Origin of the sequence: Pseudobutyrivibrio ruminis HUN009, from assembly GCF_000703005.1 — a bacterium.
GTDB classification, from domain to species: Bacteria; Bacillota; Clostridia; order Lachnospirales; family Lachnospiraceae; genus Pseudobutyrivibrio; species Pseudobutyrivibrio ruminis_A.
On the sequence record NZ_JNLH01000001.1, the window covers coordinates 433,569 to 453,988 of the forward strand.

Here is a 20,420-nt window from a genome sequence, read left to right on the forward strand (position 1 = left end):
AAAAATATTGTCCGAAATCTGCCATTATAATTTATACAATTTGTAGTCTTTACAAAGCGTCTGCAAACTGAGGCTGGAGCTTCTTAAATACGTGTGTTCCAAGAAGGAAAACAACGATTGTAAAGCACCAGAAATAAAGTGTTAAGCCCGGCTTTTCCCAAAATCCTATCTGACCAATAAAGCTGTCACGATAGCCACTTGTGATGTAGTACATTGGGTTGAGCTGGAGAACAATGCTTAACCAGTTTGGAATCTTGTCAACCATGGCATCAAAGTTCCACATGATTGGTGTTGCCCAGATGCCTACCTGTAAAAGTATGTTTACAAGCTGAGCCATATCCTTGAAGAATACGCAAAGGGAGCTTGTAAGATAAATAAGTCCGATTGTAAGTACCATCATGGCACATGAATAATAAAGGGCCTGTAAAATATATGGTGTAATTGGAAATCTATATAACAGATATACAAGCAAAGTAAATAATACAAAGAAGCCGTGCACAAAAAGGGATGACACTGCTTTTACAACAGGTAATACGTTGATAGGGAATACAACTTTCTTAACAAGATAATTGTACTCATGTAGAACAACGGTGCCTGCTGAAAGTACCTCGCTGAAATAGAACCATGGAACGATACCAGCTGAAAGCCACAGTACAAATGGAGCGCTGATGCCAGCCTTTGTGCCCTGTGTTCCCTGATTAAGAGCCTTATCGAAAACAATCCAATATACCAGGATTGTAATGATTGGCTGAACGAAAGCCCAAATAACACCAAGTGTCGAGCCTGCAAACTTCTGCTTGAAATCGTTCTTAGCAAGTTTCTGTATTAATTTTTTGTTTGTTAAAATGTCTTTAATCATAATATTCCTAATTCATTTTTATGTGCTTATTCTGATTCTCGTAACCACTTAAGTCAAGAGTCCAATCTGATGAACCATCTTCCTTTTCTTCCACAAGAGTGAATCCCATGTCTCCGTAGAAGTTCTTAACCATTTTGTTTTTAGCTGTTGGAAGATAATGACCTCTAAGCTCCTTAACTCCACGAGCCTTAAGGCGTGCTACCAATTCGTCCATCATTGCAAATTCCATATCGCGCTTGAGTACACGACAACTCATAAGCCATAGATCGATGTCACATGCTTCGCCATCAACGTGTCCGATTGCGACAGTAACAACACCATTGTCACCAAACTTATCAATAAGCTTTCCGTAAAGTGTAACATAATTTGAATCAGCTGCTGTCTCCTCAATTTCTGTCTGAGTGAAACGCTTTGTTGTAAGGTTGAACTGATTTGACTTGTTTGTAAGCTGAGCAATACGAGCCATGTAAACTGGTGCAAAGCTATCTATTTCTGCCTGCATCTCTAATGAGTCAAGATACTGGCCATAATCAGTGAAGCTGCTCTGAAGCTTAGCTCTTGCAGCGTTCTCCTGATACATTTCATTTCTCTTTAAATCGTCTGCGGAAATGTTTGTTGCTTCAAAGAAGCCTGAACGGTCAATTGTCTGGATATAGTGAACCACATTATCAAGCTCTGGTGCGCATACACCCTTAAGCTGTTCTGTTACAATGTGGCGCTCTGCTGGATTGTCATCAACAAATACCAAGCTTTCGGGAAGGAGGGTAAGCTCTGATGCAATATCTGCAAAGTTTTTATCCTTTGGATCCCAGTTGGCCTTGATGGAAATGAAATCCTTTTCCTGGAACTCACTATCTGGATGGTTAATACCTGCAATAGCGTTTTCCATGTCATTTTTTGAATCTACATTTAATATTATACCAAGCTGCTGATGTGCCTTAAGGTAACGCTGGAACTCGGTATATGCCTGTCCTTCTGCTTCCTCTGGGCCAAGGACAATTCCATCTACTCCATCATCACCAATAACGCCACCCCAAAGAGTATTATCCAAATCAAGAACAAAGCCCTTTTTATTCTTTCCAAGAAGTGACTTGATAATGTTGGCCACATTGAAAGAAAGTGATGGGATTGCTGGAACGCACATAGCGTATTTGTACATGTACCAGTAGAATGGATCAGACCATTCCTTTAAACCGTAATCTGCTGAGATGTAATTGATATCGCAGATATAAAAATTCTCTGTAGACATAGCGTAGTCATACATGCGCTGATTTAAGCGTGTGATGAAGTTCATGGAACCACGGTAATCGTATGCATCTCTGTTGCCAAGAAGTCTAAATAAAGGCATTTCGAAATTGTTCTGGATGATTGGGCAATTATACTTTTCAGCAAGTGACTTCCAGATTGTTTCAAACTTTGTATATTGTGCATCCAAAAGCTCATCAACGGCTCCCCTATCCATTGCAAGGTTAGGATAGCTTGTGATGTTGCGATTGCTAGTACATACGTAAATAATGTCAGGTGCAAACTCTTCTAATTCAGGATTAGGAAATACAGCATCCTCGTAATACTTGTTGTATTCGCTCTCATAAAACTCAGGACGAATGCCATTATTGAGCAAAAACAATTCAAGCATAAGAATGATATTGGCAGTAGTACCTCCTCCTAGGACAGCTATCTTTTTATCTATAAACTTTGTGTCCGTAGCAAGGAGCTCTTTTTTTATTCTTTTTTTCTTTGATAGTAAATAGTCGCTATCAAATGGATACTCTAATTCCTTCATAAGCACCTCTTATAATTAATTATTAACAGCAGACATACCGCCATCAGAATAATATCTATAAATGCTAACATCATCATTTCTAAAAACTAGTTTTAATTTTGGGCTATTCTCCTGATAATCCGGATGATTCAATTTAGTAACAACCAAATAATCAACACCACTCATTTCCATAGCTGCCTCTGCCACTGCAGTGTCTTCGCTATAAAATTTTTCGTTGATGGAAAGCATAGCCTCAACCTGCTTTTCTGTAATGTCAGAATAATCATAGCCCTCTAAATAAACCTGACGTTCTGAAAAAGCACTGCAATAGAAATAAATGCTTCTGTAATCTAAGTCCTCTGTAAATCTATCAACAGCAACCATCGCATCCTCTGATGTATTGTCTCTAAGCCATAGGTACGCTTCCATGGTGCCTGCAGATACTAAATCCTGACGGTCTCCCGCCTCTGATTCATAAATTGCCTCTTGTTTGATATCATCGTAGCAAAAATATGCAATATCGATAATTAAAGAGGCTGTTCCAATGCCAAAGAAAAGATATGTGACATATGAAATCAAGGTCTTTTTGTTGTCTATGAGATATTTCATTGCACCGTAAAAAATGAATGCGGCATTTGTAATAACGAAATATCCCTGAGATAATCCTGGCACGCTAACTGAACAAAAAGCTATCACACCAATAATCACAGAGCCAATGGCAAACCAATCAAATATATCGCCAATAACTTTTTCTTTTATAAGTGTTTTAAATTTGCTGTATGCAAAAGCGGTAAATGCTAAAATGCATGGGCCAACAATACATACAACACAAAGAAGGATTGCAATAATCACCCAAGGAAAAGCCATATAATCAAGGCCGAGCTTTGAGAAAACCTGACCTACACGGCTGGCATCAAGTGTACCTGCTGGTGTAACCTCCATAGCCCTGTTGTTGGAGCCAGATGGATTTAAACCTACTGTAACTATCAAGTAAGTAAGAACAAAACCTAGTGATGCACAAAATACATAGAAGAATCTAGGCATGTGGATCTTTTTAACCAGGATTGACTCAATAATGAATACTGACCAGGAAATTGTCACAAGAACGATTCCTGTTGTTCCCTTGAAACCAGTGGCTGTAGCAGCTAAAAGATAGATGGCTATCATCACTCTGACAGAGAACTTGTCGTACCAAACCTCTACTAAAACATCTACCAAAAGAACTGTAATAGAAAGGGCAAGTCCCATGGCATTGCCGTTTCCAAACAAATGATTATTCAACCATGATGTAGGTAGCTTTGCTCCAACAACATTTACAGGAAGCAAGCAAATGCAAGACACTAGCATTCCTACATAGTAAGAATAATATCTAACGCCACGAATGCTTCTGTCACCGCGAAGTCTCTCGCCTACAATCATCATGGCAAGAGTAAGTGGCCACGCACAAATCAACGCATTGCCATTTATGTATAACCTAAATGCATCCATACCAAAGATGTGCTTGCACATGGCAAAAATAAGCTCATAAAAATAATGATAATAAAATGTTAGGCCAGAGATTCTAATATCTCCATTTGGGAAAGAGCGGCTCAAGGATACAATGTTTCCTGTATGAAAAAGGAAATCGTGGTAAACCTGAGTAGTCTGTCCTGATAAGGCACCTACATATTTAAGCTGGAAATTGATAGTAGAAACTATAAAAATAAATCCAAATATAATTATTCCAAGCCATTTAAAATGCTCGTAGGCATTGTAAACTGAAGGGCGTCCCTTTTTGAAATAACGGATAAAAGCTATCACAGAAAGGACTGGACCAGCTATGGCAATAAGGCCATTAACGCCGATTATTGACTCGATAAAATAAATAGTAGCAAGACAGATGAAGCCTAGAAAGAATCCAGATAAAAGTCTGGTGTATGCCTTTAATCGTCTAGGCAAGAGAAAGTCCACAAGGAGCATTCCTGGCACCTGTATCCAAAAAATAACATATAACCAAAATATTACTGTAATTGCAAAGCTAAAAGTCATTAACTCTCCTCTTTCTCATCTGGGGCAAGCTGTCCCAGTTTAAAGTGCTTGCGGCAGAGTGCCACATAGGAGTCGTTTGCTCCAAGCATAACCTGTGGACCTGAGCGTACAACTCCGCTTTCATTATATCTAGTGTTGCAGGTGGCTTTACGTCCACACCAGCACACTGTTTTAACCTCGTGAATAACATCAGCGATTGTGATAAGTCGTTCTGAGCCTGGGAAGAGCTTATTTCTAAAATCTGCTCTAAGGCCATAAGCAACAACAGGCACATCCATAAAATCAACTATGTCAGATAGAAAATCTACCTGTTCTGGGGTTGCGAACTGTACCTCATCAACAATGATGCAATCATATTTTTTGATTTCCTCCTCAGGCATTTTTATTAAATCCTCAAGGAAGACGCATTCGTTCTCCAAACCAATTCTAGAGCGAACAATTCTCTCGCCGAATCTGGTATCCATTTCTGGCTTAACCAAAAGCGCATTCTGACCAACTTCCTGATAGTTGAAATGAGTCATAAGGGCATTAGCTGTCTTTGAAGAACCCATAGCTCCATAATAATAGTACAATTTTGCCATACAAAAAACCCCTTTACATAAATTGACAGAAGACCAAGCTTAGCCTTCTGTCTGGTTATAAATATTTTAATAATTACTTGTATAAAAGTCAAAAAACTTTGTCCCATGCAAGAGTCTCTAATTCTGTGGCTCTGTGGATAATTCGAGCATTAGCCTTGCCATGGTTCTTAACAAAATACAATGCTAAATCTGCAGCATTCATATAATCCCATGCTCTATTGAGTGGTCTAGGAATATGATTAACAATTCCTTGGGAAACTGTGACCTTTCCTATTCCAAGGGCCTCACCTGCAATTTCCATAGACCTTTGTATATGACGAGCAACCTCTTTTATTTGCTCATCTGTCATGTCATAGTAGTAAATGATGAATTCGTCACCACCATATCTTGCAACGAAGATCTTGTCATCTTCAACGCTCTTTAAGATGTTTGCTAGCATCACCAAAAGCTCATCGCCCTTGGCGTGACCGTATGTGTCGTTAACTTCCTTGAAGAAATCGATATCCATCATTTCTACTGCAAGTGTCTTGCCCTGCTCATTTGCCAGCACAAAAAGCTCATCAATAACTGTATTAAGCTTGAGTCTGTTTGCGATTCCTGTAAGAGGATCTGTCTCTGCGGCAGCCGAAAGAAACAGATTCTTTGTGCGCTGCTGAGCAAGCTCTGAACGAAGACGAAGAGTGGTCAAAAATGAACGCTTATTATCAACTGTTTTGATAGTGTTATATCTATAGTAGTTGCTGTAGCTAGCCATGAGGCGTTCTTTATCGCCCAATGCTTCGTACATCTTAATCTTGTACTCCTCAAGGAATACTCTTAGGTTTATTAAATCGTCTTTTGATAAAACCTGTTCAGTCCTATCAAACATCTTTTGAAGTTCCTGATAATCTTTTTCTTCTGTGAGTATTTCAATAAGCTGCTTAGTCTCATCGAAATAAACAATATATTCCTGACAAGCATAGAATGACTCCAGACAAAGGGCCTTCATTTCCTGAGTCTTTGCTGTGTCATTTTTAAACTTGTAGTATACGTATCTGGCAATTCTAATATCAAAAAGATCATTTATCTCTGGGTATTTTGCAATTATCTTTTCCATCTCAGCAAGTGCCTGATCCGCGCTTTCCTCATCCTTAAGGATTACATATAGCTTCACAATAAAAGCGTAATCCCCTGCCATAAGGCTAAGCTTGAAATCTTCGTCATCTATGAAACTGCAACATTCAATGGAACGGTAATGATATTCTAGTGCTCTCTCGATAGCATCCATTTCCTCGCATAAAGAAGCGAAATTAGAACACGCCATAGCTTCAATGGCGTACAATCTGTGTGCCCTAGCGATTTCCATGGCATTTATGAAATACTCTTCACTAGTGATGAAATGACCTTTACTTCTGAAAATAATACCTAGCTCATTGTAGCATACGCATGTAAGCTGATATTCGTCTGTTTTGGCAAGGCCTTGAACACCTGCCGAAATGTAATATAAAGCTTGCGAATAGTCCTGATTTTGGCAACAGGCATCGCCAAGAGCACAGCTTGCATAATCCTTTAAATCCTCGTTTCCGCATTCCTGTGCTAAATCAAACAAATCGCAAGCAAAGCTAAGGTGTTTTTCGTTATCCACCTTGCGATACTTTTTTACGTTTTTGATAAGTTCCTGTACTTCCGGAGCTTGCTTACTCAACAATTCTTCCACTTATTCTTCCCCTCGGTCAAAATCCATTTTGCAGCCCTAAGCTGTGCAGGGGAATCCTTTCCCCTACTGGTAAAATCCGAATTTTACCCTGTTGGGGCGTATTATAACATGATTCTTAGACTGTGACTACAATTAATTGTGCGTAAAGTTTAATTTTGCAAATAAAGTGCCGCTGTAAGATGTCCCTCATCTGCAAAAACAAAAACTACTATATTTGAATCGTATGTATTCACAAATTTAAGATCTAATGAGCCCCATGAAATTGTGGCATCCCAGCCCTCTGGCAGATAGTAAACTGGAAGAGAATGAGGATGTCTTTCAGTTGCTTTAATTCCTGCAGTCTTCATAGCTGCATATATGGTTGAAGAAACCTGGCAAACGCCTCCGCCGATTCCTGTTGCATGTTGTTTATTAATGAACACTGGCGCCTCAACAAAACCATTTGCTGATGTACGCTTACCAATTGAATTTGATGCTGAGAAAGTTGCACCTGGTGCCACCACTGTACCATCTACCTTTTCTGCGGCCACCTCAATATTATGGCCTCTAGCTGCATTTGAATCGTACTCAGTAGTGTAGGCTCCAAGCAAAGTGTAGCTCTGTGGCATATCTGTTGCCAAAGCCCCTACAGAAGGTGTTCCATCGCGTCCCTCTGCCTTTCCTGACAATACATAATGAACAACGTATGCTGGCATGTTATTTCCAAACACTGCCGCAAGATCAGGATTCTTGATCATGTAGTCGGTAGCATTGAATGTGCCGCTGGCATTTCGTCCCTCGTACACACCGTATTTGATGTAATGCTCAAGATAATATATGTAACTACCATCTGCCTTTGCCGCCACATCCGGGTTCATAGCTGCGTAGTAATCAGCATTTAAAACCTGCGAATAAATCTGGTATTCTTCCTGGGTAGCTGCCTTTGCATCGATATGTGGCATAAGCACAACAGCAAAAGCTAAAACAAAAAGTGACAAGATGGCTTTATTAATCTTTAAATTCATCCTCGTTCCTCCCAAACTAAGTTGTCTGAAAATTATCTTAGTAACGCCATTTTATCACTTTTCTTAGACAAATAAAACACCTCGGCCATTTTTTAGCCGAGGTGTTAATAAAAACTTATTTATTCTTTCTTGTTTCCTGATCAAGCTCCTTCTGCTTGCGAAGTGCCCAAGCACGAAGTCCCTTTTTCTTCTTTGTATCCTGAGTAGCATTGCCACCGCGGATGCCCTTTACCTTTGTGATGTAAAGACCAGAAACTGTAGCCTTAACTTCCTTCTTTACAGGAACCTCATCAAAGATTTCTGCATCGCAGATAAGAGTCATCATCTGTGGGCCAACCTTAGCCTTAACAACTGGAATCTTTGAATTCTTAGCATACCATGGTGTAGCAGCAACAACTGCCTCTGGAAGACCAGCTTCCTTAAGCTTCATGCGCTTCTTATCAATAATAAGCATTGAAACCTGCTGTGCAACTGCATCCATCTGATCCTGCTGCTCTGCACGCTTATCCTGTGCCTTCTTACCAAGAAAATATAATACAACGATTGCGGCAACCATAACGACCGCAATAACGATGAGTACAATAGTCACTGTGCTCATAAAAACATCCTCCTAATCTCCGGCTCCCCTGAGCCACAACTAGAAGCTATTTTACCATGCACTCCCCTCAAAATCAATATCTCCCGCCCATCTTACCTGCCCTTTTCCATCTATTCGCACTGGCCCAGCCCGCCCTCCCCTACAGGCCCGACCACCAGGTCCCTCCAAGGGACGATTTCGCGAATATTATAGTTTTTCTTGGTACAAAAGGAGAACACACTGTGAGTGTCTTGTTGCGGGATGAACTTTTTCTGAATCTGTATAGGCTAGGACGGACACTTTTATATTATAATATGGATTTCCAAAGCTATGGTACCTTGGGTTCATATTACATTCGCTAAATAGAACTAAAAAAGAGATATTTGTATGTATGAGCACCGTGGCACATTCAACGTCGTGTTTCAAGTGACCACTGCTGCCGCCGTCCTAGCGGCAGCTGCTCATCCATATCAAATATCTCTTTTTGTTCTACTAAGCTCATTCCAAAATCACCCAAAGGTATCCATAGTTTTTGAAATCCATATCATAATCAAGAACTGTGTGTCCGTCCATAGACATACAGATTCAGAAAATGTACAGACCTGCAAAAGACACCACAAATTAGTGTGTTCTCCTTGTACCTTAGAAAAACATAATATTCATGCGATGTCCCTTGGAGGGGCAGGGTGGTTGGGTCTGTAGGGGAGGGCTGGCTGGGCCAATTTACCTTGAAGAAGGGCAGGTAGATGGGCCAGTTAAAGTCCTTGGTTGCCGCATGGTTTATAGGTGCCAGATATCGGCGTTGTACTGGGCGATGGTGCGGTCGCTTGAGAAGAAGCCTGCGTTTGCGATGTTTTTAACCATCTTGCGGCCCCATGTGAGGCGGTCTTCGTAGTCGGCAAAGGCTTTCTCTTTGGTCTGGCAGTAGTCTTTGAAGTCAGGGAAGGTCATAAACCAATCCTTGTTGAGGAGTTCGTTGTAGAGACGCTCCAGGTTCTCCTTCTGGCCTACTGCAAGAAGCTCGTCTGATACGATGAAGTCTACGCACTTCTTGAGGTTTGCATCCTTTTCGTAGTAGTCGCGTGAGCAGTAGCTTGCATCGGCGTAGCGCTTGATTACTGTGTCTGAATCGTCACCGAAGATGTAGATGTTGTCGTCACCTACAAATTCGTGCATTTCTACGTTAGCGCCGTCCATTGTTCCAATTGCCACGGCTCCATTGAGCATGAACTTCATGTTTGAAGTACCAGATGCTTCTTTTGATGCAAGGGAAATCTGCTCATGGATATCGCAGGCTGGGATAAGCTTTTCTGCAAGTGTTACGTTGTAGTTTTCAACCATAACAACCTTGAGATATGGGCTTACCTCTGGATCCTTTGCAATGATTTCTGATAAGCAGAGGATAAGATGAATGATATCCTTTGCGATAACGTAAGCAGGTGCAGCCTTTGCGCCAAAGATAACTGTGATTGGACGAGCTGGCTTTTTGCCTTCTTTGATTTCAAAGTATTTGTTGATTACGTAGAGGGCATTCATCTGCTGACGCTTGTACTCATGAAGTCTCTTAATCTGAATGTCGTATACGCTGTTGTCGTCGATTTCGATGCCTTGTGTTTTTGCAAGGTAGTTCTTGAGAACAGTCTTGCGTGTGTTTTTAACATCAAGGAAACGCTGAACAACTGCATCGTCATTCATGTACTGCTCAAGCTTCTTAAGCTCTGTAGCATCCTTCTTGAAGCCAGGACCAATAAGCTCTTCGATAAGCTTAGAAAGCTCTGGGTTGCAATATAGTAACCAACGACGGAATGTGATTCCGTTTGTCTTGTTGTTGAACTTTTCAGGATAGAGCTCATAAAATTTATGAAGCTCTGTCTCCTTTAATATTTCTGTATGAAGGGCAGCAACACCGTTGATTGATATGCCATAGTGGATGTCCATGTGTGCCATGTGTACAAGACCATCCTTGATAATGGCAACATCAGGGTCTGCAACCTTCTTTGCAATGCGGTTGTGAAGCTCGCGAATGATAGGCATGAGCTGTGGAACAGCCTTCATCATAAAGTGGATAGGCCACTTTTCAAGGGCTTCTGCGAGGATTGTGTGGTTTGTGTAAGCTGTGCACTTTGAAACCACATCAATTGCCTCGTCCATTGTAAGCCCACGAATCTGAAGGAGTCGAATGAGTTCCGGTATAACCATTGATGGATGTGTATCGTTAATCTGAATTACAGCATAATCTGCTAAATCATAAAGGTTTGAGCCCTTTTCTACAGCTTCATCAAGGATGAGCTGAGCTGCATTTGAAACCATGAAATACTGCTGATAAACACGGAGTAATCTACCATTGTCATCAGAATCATCTGGGTATAAGAACAATGTAAGATTCTTTGTGAACTCGCTCTTATCGAAATTAATTCCATCTTTAATAATTGATTCATCTACTGTATCTACGTCGAAAAGATGAAGCTTTGTTGTAACAGAATCATAACCTGTTACATCTATATCATACATGCGAGATGTTACATTGAAGCCACCAAAATCAACCTGATATGTGCGCTCTGTTTTTGTCATCCAGCTGTGCTCTGACATCCATGGGTTTGGTTCCTCGTTCTGCAAATTGTTTTTGAAGACCTGCTTAAAAAGTCCCATGTGATATGCCAATCCAACACCATCACCATTAAGACCAAGTGTTGCAATTGAATCAAGGAAGCAAGCTGCAAGACGACCAAGTCCACCATTTCCAAGTGAAGGCTCAACCTCGATTTCCTCTATTTCTGCAAGAGACTTTCCACAAGCCTCAAGCTCAGCCTTAACCTCATCATATATTCCAAGATTGATAAGGTTATTTGAAAGGAGCTTACCAATCAAAAACTCAGCGCTGATGTAATAAAGCTTTTTCTTGCCACCAGCAATCTCCTTACTTTTAGCCTTATCTTTTACATACTCAAGTAAGCCAACATAAATCTCTTCATTTGTGCACTGATCCATGTGGCGACCAAATCGAATCTTAATATACTCATTTGCAGTCATAATTACCCTCCTAAACTATAGTCCGCCTTTAACCGGCTCAATATATTTTCATCATTACAATTAGTATTATAATGCGCCTACCATTTCAAAAACTTGCACAAACCCGCTATAAAGTGATACTATTCTATCATTATAGGAGATAGACACATGATTAATATTAACGATTATCAGTCCATACATGAGGTTACTAGCCACTTTGACTACAACATTCCATACAACACATATCCTTGTACTATTCCGCTGGATTTTGATTCGGTGCCACTGCACTGGCATGAGGATGCCGAATTTATCTATATAAAAAAGGGGGCTGGAATCATTATCATCGACGGAAATGAGAACACTGTAGCTGCCGGGGATATTGCCTTTATACTGCCAGGCAAGGTCCACGGTATTTATCAGCTTTCGGATAATTCTATGGAATACGAAAATATCATTTTTGATTCAAAGATGTTCGCCTCTAACTTAGACGAATTCTATGACAGATTTCTCAAGCCATTTTTCGAGAACACCGTGGATATTCCCCAAGTTTTTAGGCCTGGTGTCACCGGATATGAAAGTATAAAGAAATATCTGGATAGCAACGACAACATCTCCAGCCACAGAGAAGGGGCATGGGGCCTTGCCATCAAAGGCAATCTCTATCTGCTTCTTTTTAATTTAGTAACGCTTTATGAAGATAAGATTGATACAAAGAATAAGAAGAAAATCGACAAGCTAAAGCCTGTCATCAAATATGTAGAATTGAATTATGGTAATCAAATCACCGTTGCTGAAATGGCAGATTTAGCAGGATTTTCCGAGTCCCATTTTATGCGATTTTTCAAGGAAGCCTTCGGCGTAAGCTTCATCACATATCTAAACGACTACAGACTTTCCATGGCCTCCCGCTTGCTTTTAGAATCAGAGGAGACAATCCTTACCATATCCCAGCAGGTGGGCTTTGAAAACCTCTCCCACTTCAACCGTCAGTTCAAACGCAAATACAATAAAACTCCCAGAGAATACAAAAAAGCATAGCAGCCTAAACTGCTATGCTTTATCTTTTCATTTCTAATTAATACCAACCGTAGGAATCGTAAGCTTCATCCTCGTAGTAATAATCGTCATAATCGTAATAGTCATCATAATAATCATCATAATAGTAGCTATCATCGTAGTAGCTATCATATCCGTACAATCCAAGAACCAACGAATAGATAGCTTCATCATCGCCAGACTTTAATGTCTCGCTGATTGTCTTGAGAACTTCTACGTATTCGCTTGGCACCTTTGCTGCCTCAAGGTTGCTAACTGTTGATGACAAATCAACGATTTTGAGAAGATCAATCATCTCTTCTCCATCCATGTTTTCAAGGTCGTAAACTGTTCCGGCCTTTGCCATATCTGGCACATCTTCCATTGAATATGAAAGATTTACCTGAAGAAGTGAATCGTTGTCTGCCATGACGTTCATGTCGATTTTACCAGTAGTGCCTTCTGTCTGAACAACGAAATCGTACTGAGCAAGTGCAAGGAATTGCATGTCATCCTCATAGATTGACTCTGTCATTCCTTCTCCAAGTGTAACAAGGAACTCTGCGTTAACACCACGTGTTTTGCTGTATGTCTTCTGGTCGAAGTTCTTAACCTCAACTGTAAAGTACTCTTCGTCATCTAATGCAACAGTGTATGTACCGTTTAAGAACTCATCCTGTGATGTGCCCTTACCATCAATTGTAAGTGCCTCGCCTTCAGTATTAACAATCTTTAGCTTAAGACCTGAATCAGCGCCATCTTCTGGCATGTATAATGTAAATACTTCGCCTTCAGCATCATCGTCATATGAGATACCCTTGATGTTGAATGCGCTATCAAGATAAACATAGAGAACACCAACATCCTTGTTCTTCTTTGGATTCTTTTCAATCTTCTCTAATGTCTTTTTGGCATCCTTCTTTGCTGAAGAAACATCTGAAGTGATGTCATCCCAGTACTCCTCTGCATCTGCATACTCAGATTCCTCATCTGACTGAATCTCTGCCTCAAGGAATGGCATAAGCATTTCCTTAAGATCATCATCTTCCTCGAATGCTTCTGCTAAATCATATGTAAGCTGAGCATCTGTCTTTGCGTCGATTGTAATAGCAAGCTCTGTGTATGTAGCCTTTACTCCGCTAGCCTTGATTTCCTTTTTGTCCTTTGTGATATCTGCGCCTGCAAGATCCTTCTTGATGATGCTTGCGTAGTTATCAGCTGTTGTGCTCATCTGAGCAGGTGTTGGATATGTCTCTGCGTATGTTGAAAGCTGTGTTGTGTAATCAGCGATTGCCTTAACAATTTCCTGCTTGTCAAAATCTGAGCCAGCAATGAATGATGCATCAGAAACGATTTCTGGGGCTGAGACGTAAGCCTCGCCTGCATTAGCATCAATAAGTGCCTGGAATGTAGTGATGTGTGTTCCATTGATGCTTGCATCTACATCAAGTCCTAATGACTTATCCTGAACATCCATAGCGATTGTTGCACCTGCACTATTAAACCAAGAAATATCAGCTGCAGTCATGCCCATTTCGTCAGCCAAAAGGCTCTTGATTTTGTCGCCAAGTGTAAAATCTACTGAAAGAGTCATATCACCATTTAAATCAGCGTATGATTCCTGGATGGAATTGTAGCTAACTTCATATTCCTCAACAAGGCTACCTGACTGATTGTCGATTGCTTTAGAAAGCATCTTTGCAGGGTTGTTGATGAATTTATATGCGAAGAATCCGCCTACTGCAAGAAGTGCAATTACAACCACTACAACAATAGCAATGATAATTCCTTTCTTGCCCTTTTTAGGAGCTGGAGCTTCCTCAGCAGGTGGAATTGGTGACCACTGTGGAGTAGGCTGCTCTACTGGAGCCTCTTCTGCTACTGGCTGCTCCTCAGCCTGGTCAGAAATCACTTCATCTACTGTAAGAACTTTTTCTTCTGTATTATCTTCTACTGGAGCCTCTTCGATTACTGGAGCTTCCCCTGTCTCAGATACCTCTTCTACAGGTTCTTCAGCCTGAGCCTCTTCTACTTGTGGCTCCTCTACCTCTGAAGCAGCCTCTACAACTGGCTCCTCTACAGGGGCTTCCTGTGGTGCTGGAGCTGCAGGCTGCTTAGCTGGAGTCCCACACTTTGGACAGAACTTTGCAGTTGCGCTAAGTTCAAATCCACATTTAGTACAAAACATAAATCTTCCTCCCTCTCACTTTGAGTGTCGCTTAATGGTATTAATTATATACCATAAAATTAAAAAAGCAATACCATAAATTAATAAACTTTTTAAATAATATAAATCATGGATGCTATATAAATAGTGGAATGTTGGGCAAAATCGCTGTAACATACGACCTTCTTTGAAGTCGATGAATACAGGGGAAAGTATTGCCGATGCCATGATAAGAATCGGTGTAACGATTCCAAGTCCCTTAATGCTGTGAATGATTTCTCTGATAAAAATAGCCACCACGATGACTACAAAATCATATGCAGCAATAGTCGCAATCTCTCTTCCCAAGGATGTGAACACACCTCCCCAGTACATGCCAACAAGTACCATTATTGTCGGAATAAAAATTATAACTAGATAGTAAAGCAAATCTCTGAGTATAAAGACCCTTGTCTTCCACCAGATAAACAAGCCATTTGCCTCATCCTCAAGATAATACATGGATGCAGCTATTCCACAAAGGAGAAGCCACAGCGCTAGGATTCCTCTTAGCGGCATCATCAGATAATTAGTATCTTCAGATGAATTGTCTGTGCCATCAACATAGCCCATCTCAAAGAGATTGCCATTAATCTCGTAATTATCATATGTTTCGATGATGTGGTTCAACTGATCCTCAGTTGGATTGTCATCGTACACATTTTTTGAAATGTAGTAAATAGCCATTTGTCTGGCAATCATAGGATAAACTCTGCTGGCGAGTACCTCCCTGCCAAGCATGTGTGTAAGACCACTTTCACGGATAACAATTTCTATCTTTGTTTTGGTCTTGCCCTTTGTAGCCATGTTATCCACAAGGGTATCCAAATCTTCTGGCACAATCCACCCTTCGGTGAGCTGCTGTGACTCCACATCCTTCACCACTGCATCTGCATCGTCATAAAACTTAAATAGCAGACTACCTGGATTGGATTCCAGATTCTCTTTCAGCCATTTGGAGCAGCTGTCATCACCTGGGATGTAGACGCCAATTGTCATGAGTCCCGATGGTGCAGCGCTCATAGCATTCAGCATAAGCACCATCAATGGAACTACCAAAAGCATGGCTATGTAACTTTTCTTTTTTAATAACCTTTTTAATAGTAGTAAGTATTTCATCCTTATTTCATCTTCTGTCTTCTTACAACCATTGCAATTCCAAGGAATGCCACGGTGTAAGCGCACATAATCCAAAAGTATAATCCTGTCTCATCGTCGGTAATCACACCGCCCATGTATGAAAATGCTACACCGGACGGAATGAACTCGCCAATTTTTTGAACGATTGCAGGGAAGAATGTCTTTGGATAGAAATATCCAGACACATATCCCATTCCAATGTAAAGCATAAATGCCACCAGAATTTTGTTGATGACACCTACCAGAATCTCAAAAATCATAAATCCTAATGCAGCAAACATGATGGATACTGGAAGCAATTTGCCTGCAATTTCTCCTAATGTCTTCATCAGATTTACATCTATCTCCACAGAATCCAGCACGCCAAAATGAATAGCAGCTGCCATCAATCCAAATATCACAGCCATGCAAATGATGTTGATGGTCAAAAATGGGATATACTCACCAAGCACCTGGGCCACAGCACCGATGCCCTTTGATTTCATGAACCGAATTCTTCCATCCTTTTGGCCAAGGAAAAATGAGATGGCACAGAATGAAAGCAGAAGCATGAAAAACAAAAGTATTCCAAGGAAATAATAGGCTGGTGTGGATAGACCATCTGAGAGGCCAAGCTCTGTGATTTCTGCCACATTGGTTCTGACGATTAGTGCCGAAATATATCGCATAAACAAATCGTTTATTTTCTCGGAGCGATAGTTTTTATCGAAGCCCTCTTCCTTCATCAGCTGCCTGAGGGTAAGGATACCTGTCTCGGAATAAATGATGATGTGGGTTGCAATAGATGAAATCTCATCCATCATCACATTTGAAATGCCCTTTTGACCTGATGTAGCATAGTATTTTAGCTTTGCATCATTTGTCATTGCATCAAGGGCATTGCTGAACTCCTCCGTAATTACGATATAGGCAGAAATATCAGCGTTTCTTAAAGCCTGCTTGGCAGCCTCTTCATCATCGTACTCTACCAGCTCAATCATGTATCGGCTCTCATCAAGGGTGCCTACCATGTAGATTCCAAGGCTTATCATTTCATCATCAGTGTCACCAACAACACCTAGCTTGTAGCGCTGCTGCTCTGATGCGTATGTGTCGCTATAAATGAGAGCATAACCTGCCACAGACAGCAAAAAAGCCACCACTAAAATCATTGCGAGTATTCCGGGTAGCAGTTTAAATATTCGTTTATATTGAATTAGCAAATAATCTTTAAACTTTACCATAACTCTATAATCTTCCTATCAAATGAGGAATGTCCCCGTCGTACTTGTAAGGCACAAGCTTGCCTTCCTTAAGGATGAAGCATTTGTCGCAAAGCTCTATCTCCTGCACCTCGTGTGTTGCAATAATCAAAGAACCTCCCTGGCGTTTGAACTGCTCAAAGTATGTGTAGATTCTCTCCTTGCACACCAAATCAAGAGCCGCTGTTGGCTCATCCAAAAGCATAAGCTTTGGGTTTGAATTGATAGCACAACCGATAGTGAGACGCTTCTTCATGCCGCCTGACATTTGATTTACAGGAACCTTGATGAACTGGTCGATTCCAAGCATCGCAAGAAAGCCGTCCTGAAGCTCCTTCTTCAATTTGTCAGGTTTGTACCACATGCGCAGATTGTCCCAGGCAGTAAGCTCTGTAATCAGAGGTGTCTCCTGTGGAACGTATGCCACAAGCTCATTTCTTAATTTTGTATTTTTCAGCAAATCCTTGCCATCGATATTGAAAAAGCCAGAATTAGGCTTTTGAAGTCCCGCTAGAATTGTAAGAAGTGTAGATTTTCCACTACCATTCTCCCCGAGGATTCCCACAATCTCGCCAGGCTCTACCGTAAAGTCGATACCTGTCAAGACTGTGTGTTTCCCATATTTCTTTTTAACATTTTTTATTTCAATCATTACTCAAATAGCCCCTTGTAATTGTAGGTTGTGTAAAAATCAAGCTCTACATTAATGTATTCCTCGTAGTTGTCCTTTGTCAGTTCATCTGTTCCAGAATACATCCAACCTAAAATCTGCGAATTAATCCAATCACCATGATGACACTCATCACTGTAATTGTCCAGATTTGTTGTAACATCAAACTCATTGTTGAATGAGTACAGATGGATATTATCGCACTCAAGCATAAGCTCGATTGCATATTTCTCCGCTGCTATCCATCTTTGAACTGTTCCAAGCTCATTTTGTGAGCCCCACCATGCGATGGAGTATGGTGTGAAATAATAGTAAAACTGAATGTCAGGATTGTCCTTTGCAAGCTGAACAACATTCTGTGTGATGTTTTCCTCAACCTGCTGCTTTACCTCATCAACAAATGGCTCTCTAGAGGTTGGCTCCGCAAATTCGGTTCTATCTCCCAAAACTACATCAGCTCCAAACTCCGCTGTGTCCATCCAGTTGGCATAATCATCGAAGCTAGTGATGCCGGCTTCCTTTCCGGCTGCTGCATCTGCAAGCATTGGGATTGCGATGTCGAATAATACTTCTTTATTGAAGAAATAGTTTACGTCATTGAAGATGTTATCGTCGTAAAGATAATCTGGATAATCTCCCAAATCATCACGAATTCTATTTGCATCATCCATGATGTAGGAATAATCCAGAGGACGAATTACAAGCTTAAGGTCTGGATTCACTTCAATGGCATTTGCAATATTGTCGTTAAGCTCCTTGTAAGTGCCACCAGCAAATGTGGTCTTAATTGAATTTACTCCAAACAATTCATCAACTTCGCTAGTCTTGTAATTTTCCGCCATAGATGTGCCTATCACCATAGCATCATAATCGAAGTGCTTGATAATTCCATCGTTTTGGCTTCGTTCATTATTCAATTCGTAATAAAGGCCTGAAAGTGGTCCGTGATAATGGAAGTATGGATCTACCACAATAATCACACTGGCAAATCCCACCAACAGTATCATCAACACCGCAAGCATAGCGGCCATCCATCTTTTACTACTTTTAAACATATATAATCCTAAAAATTAAAATATAAAAATGTGCTGATTCCGCTAAGTGAGAAGATACTGAGGGCAATCAAAAATGCTGTCCAAAGCATAGTGCTTATCTTTAGCTGGAACACCTGCATCTTTTGTTTTGAATTCTTTGCTCCAAGCACAATGAACAGTGCAAGGAAATAATAGATTCCAACATATATAAATGGAAGTGAATTTGTAAGCGCTGTTCCATCCAGGAAGTATTTCAACACTGGTGTCTGGAATGCGCTAAGGATGTTCACATCGATGTTGGTGAAATCTACATATAAAATCTGCTTTATAAACTCGATTGCATCGCCGATTGTATCTGCTCTGAAAAAGATAAGTGACATAGCAAAGAATACCTGTGTCAGCATCCATCCAAGGGCAGGGTGCATTTCATCGAAGGTCTTTTTGTTCATGCGAGTGATGATAACAAAGATACCGTTTAGCACAGACCAAACTACAAAGGTCCACTGGGCACCATGCCAGAATCCACTGAGCAAGAATACTATGAAAAGATTGAAGCATGTTCTTACATTTCCACGGCGATTTCCACCGAGAGGGATGTACACGTATTTGGTAAAGAATCTGCCAAGTGTGACATGCCAATGATTCCAAAAGCTTGCAATGTTGAGCGTCTTGTATGGGCTATCAAAGTTTACCGGCAAATCTATATTGAGCATCTTTGCAAGACCTGTTGCCATGTCGCAATATCCGCTGAAATCAAAGTACAGCTGGAAGTAATATGCAATCATCACAAGGATTGCGTTGGTAGCTTTCAGATCTGCCACCTGAGTGTAGCCCCAGTTTACAGCAACGCCAAACACATCTGCTATTAATATCTTTTTACCAAGGCCCATGGCAAACATGTAGAAGCCCTTTGCCATGTTGTCCCAATCCACAGTCTTTTTACTTGGATTTAATAGCTGAGGAATCATCTCATCATGGGTAACGATTGGGCCGGCAACCAGCTGTGGGAAGAAGGTGACGTAGCAAGCATATGTAAGGAAATCGTACTTAGGCACCTGTCCTCTGTAAGTATCCACGATAAATGAAATCTGCTGGAATGTGAAAAAGCTGATTCCAAGAGGAAGAGCAATATTCATAAATGGCCAGTCGGTTTTAAATATCGTATTTACGTTATCGATGAAGAAATCCATGTACTTGAAATAAAAGATTATCCCAAGGTTCACTGCCACACCGAGTATCATAACCGGCTTGCAGGATTTCAAATATCCAACACTATCTATAGTAACTGAATCCAACTCTGAATTCATTGTAGTCGCTTCAAGTATGGCACCGTTTTGCAATCTCTTCATCCACAGGTAAAACAGATAATTTACGATTACGCTGGAAATGATAATTAGCAGGTAACCCGGATTGAAATATCCATAGAACCACAGGGACATTCCAAGCAGAAAAACAAGACCAAGCTTGTATCGCTTAGTCTTATTAAGTAAAAAATATCCTAGTATGCAAATTGGTAAAAAAACAAAAATAAAAATATAAGAATTAAATAACATCTACTTCTAACTCCGCAAGTAACGG

General features: G+C 40.6%; 15 protein-coding genes. 1 reads left to right on the forward strand and 14 read right to left on the reverse strand.

Annotation, left to right across the window (positions count from 1 at the left end; all coding sequences use genetic code 11):
- Positions 1-49 precede the first annotated feature (49 nt).
- From BO15_RS0101950 to BO15_RS0101990, 8 genes are all read right to left on the reverse strand, one after another.
- The gene (locus BO15_RS0101950; protein WP_033151887.1) at positions 50-859 is read right to left on the reverse strand and encodes an ABC transporter permease; all 810 of its coding nucleotides are present in this window, start codon (positions 857-859) and stop codon (positions 50-52) included.
- Between the two features lie 7 nt (positions 860-866).
- Positions 867-2,642, reverse strand: coding sequence for an HAD-IIIC family phosphatase (locus BO15_RS0101955; RefSeq protein WP_033151889.1), 1,776 nt, complete (start codon positions 2,640-2,642; stop codon positions 867-869).
- 15 nt (positions 2,643-2,657) lie between these two features.
- Entirely contained in the window at positions 2,658-4,649 is a 1,992-nt protein-coding gene (locus BO15_RS0101960) for a hypothetical protein (RefSeq protein WP_033151891.1), read from the reverse strand.
- A complete protein-coding gene (locus tag BO15_RS0101965; protein ID WP_033151893.1) occupies positions 4,649-5,230 on the reverse strand; it encodes a thymidine kinase in 582 nt (193 codons plus the stop codon). The genes BO15_RS0101960 and BO15_RS0101965 overlap by 1 nt, the downstream gene beginning before the upstream one ends.
- Before the next feature lie 88 nt (positions 5,231-5,318).
- Positions 5,319-6,926 (reverse strand): GGDEF domain-containing protein, encoded by a 1,608-nt coding sequence (locus BO15_RS0101970; protein WP_033151895.1) that lies wholly within the window; start codon positions 6,924-6,926, stop codon positions 5,319-5,321.
- A 149-nt stretch (positions 6,927-7,075) separates the two neighbouring features.
- The gene (locus tag BO15_RS0101975) at positions 7,076-7,930 is read right to left on the reverse strand and encodes a VanW family protein (protein ID WP_033151896.1); all 855 of its coding nucleotides are present in this window, start codon (positions 7,928-7,930) and stop codon (positions 7,076-7,078) included.
- A 115-nt stretch (positions 7,931-8,045) separates the two neighbouring features.
- The gene (locus tag BO15_RS0101980) at positions 8,046-8,528 is read right to left on the reverse strand and encodes a hypothetical protein (RefSeq protein ID WP_033151899.1); all 483 of its coding nucleotides are present in this window, start codon (positions 8,526-8,528) and stop codon (positions 8,046-8,048) included.
- A 759-nt stretch (positions 8,529-9,287) separates the two neighbouring features.
- Complete coding sequence (locus tag BO15_RS0101990; RefSeq protein WP_033151902.1) at positions 9,288-11,537, reverse strand: glycogen/starch/alpha-glucan phosphorylase; 2,250 nt, start codon at positions 11,535-11,537, stop codon at positions 9,288-9,290.
- 147 nt (positions 11,538-11,684) lie between these two features.
- Between BO15_RS0101990 and BO15_RS0101995 the strand changes: the two genes are divergently transcribed.
- The gene (locus BO15_RS0101995) at positions 11,685-12,554 is read left to right on the forward strand and encodes an AraC family transcriptional regulator (protein ID WP_081828520.1); all 870 of its coding nucleotides are present in this window, start codon (positions 11,685-11,687) and stop codon (positions 12,552-12,554) included.
- A 37-nt stretch (positions 12,555-12,591) separates the two neighbouring features.
- On the opposite strand, the gene BO15_RS0102000 is transcribed toward BO15_RS0101995, so the two are convergent.
- The 6 genes from BO15_RS0102000 to BO15_RS0102025 are packed head-to-tail and all read right to left on the reverse strand — an operon-like array spanning position 12,592 to position 20,395.
- A complete protein-coding gene (locus BO15_RS0102000) occupies positions 12,592-14,739 on the reverse strand; it encodes a zinc ribbon domain-containing protein (RefSeq protein WP_033151903.1) in 2,148 nt (715 codons plus the stop codon).
- 15 nt (positions 14,740-14,754) lie between these two features.
- The gene (locus BO15_RS0102005; RefSeq protein ID WP_081828521.1) at positions 14,755-15,876 is read right to left on the reverse strand and encodes an ABC transporter permease; all 1,122 of its coding nucleotides are present in this window, start codon (positions 15,874-15,876) and stop codon (positions 14,755-14,757) included.
- Positions 15,877-15,878: 2 nt separating this feature from the next.
- Positions 15,879-17,120, reverse strand: coding sequence for an ABC transporter permease (locus BO15_RS0102010; RefSeq protein WP_081828522.1), 1,242 nt, complete (start codon positions 17,118-17,120; stop codon positions 15,879-15,881).
- 4 nt (positions 17,121-17,124) lie between these two features.
- Entirely contained in the window at positions 17,125-17,790 is a 666-nt protein-coding gene (ccmA, locus tag BO15_RS0102015) for a heme ABC exporter ATP-binding protein CcmA (RefSeq protein WP_033151906.1), read from the reverse strand.
- Positions 17,790-18,863, reverse strand: coding sequence for a hypothetical protein (locus BO15_RS0102020; RefSeq protein ID WP_033151907.1), 1,074 nt, complete (start codon positions 18,861-18,863; stop codon positions 17,790-17,792). The genes ccmA and BO15_RS0102020 overlap by 1 nt, the downstream gene beginning before the upstream one ends.
- An 8-nt stretch (positions 18,864-18,871) precedes the next feature.
- Positions 18,872-20,395 (reverse strand): MBOAT family O-acyltransferase, encoded by a 1,524-nt coding sequence (locus BO15_RS0102025; protein WP_033151908.1) that lies wholly within the window; start codon positions 20,393-20,395, stop codon positions 18,872-18,874.
- Positions 20,396-20,420 lie beyond the last annotated feature (25 nt).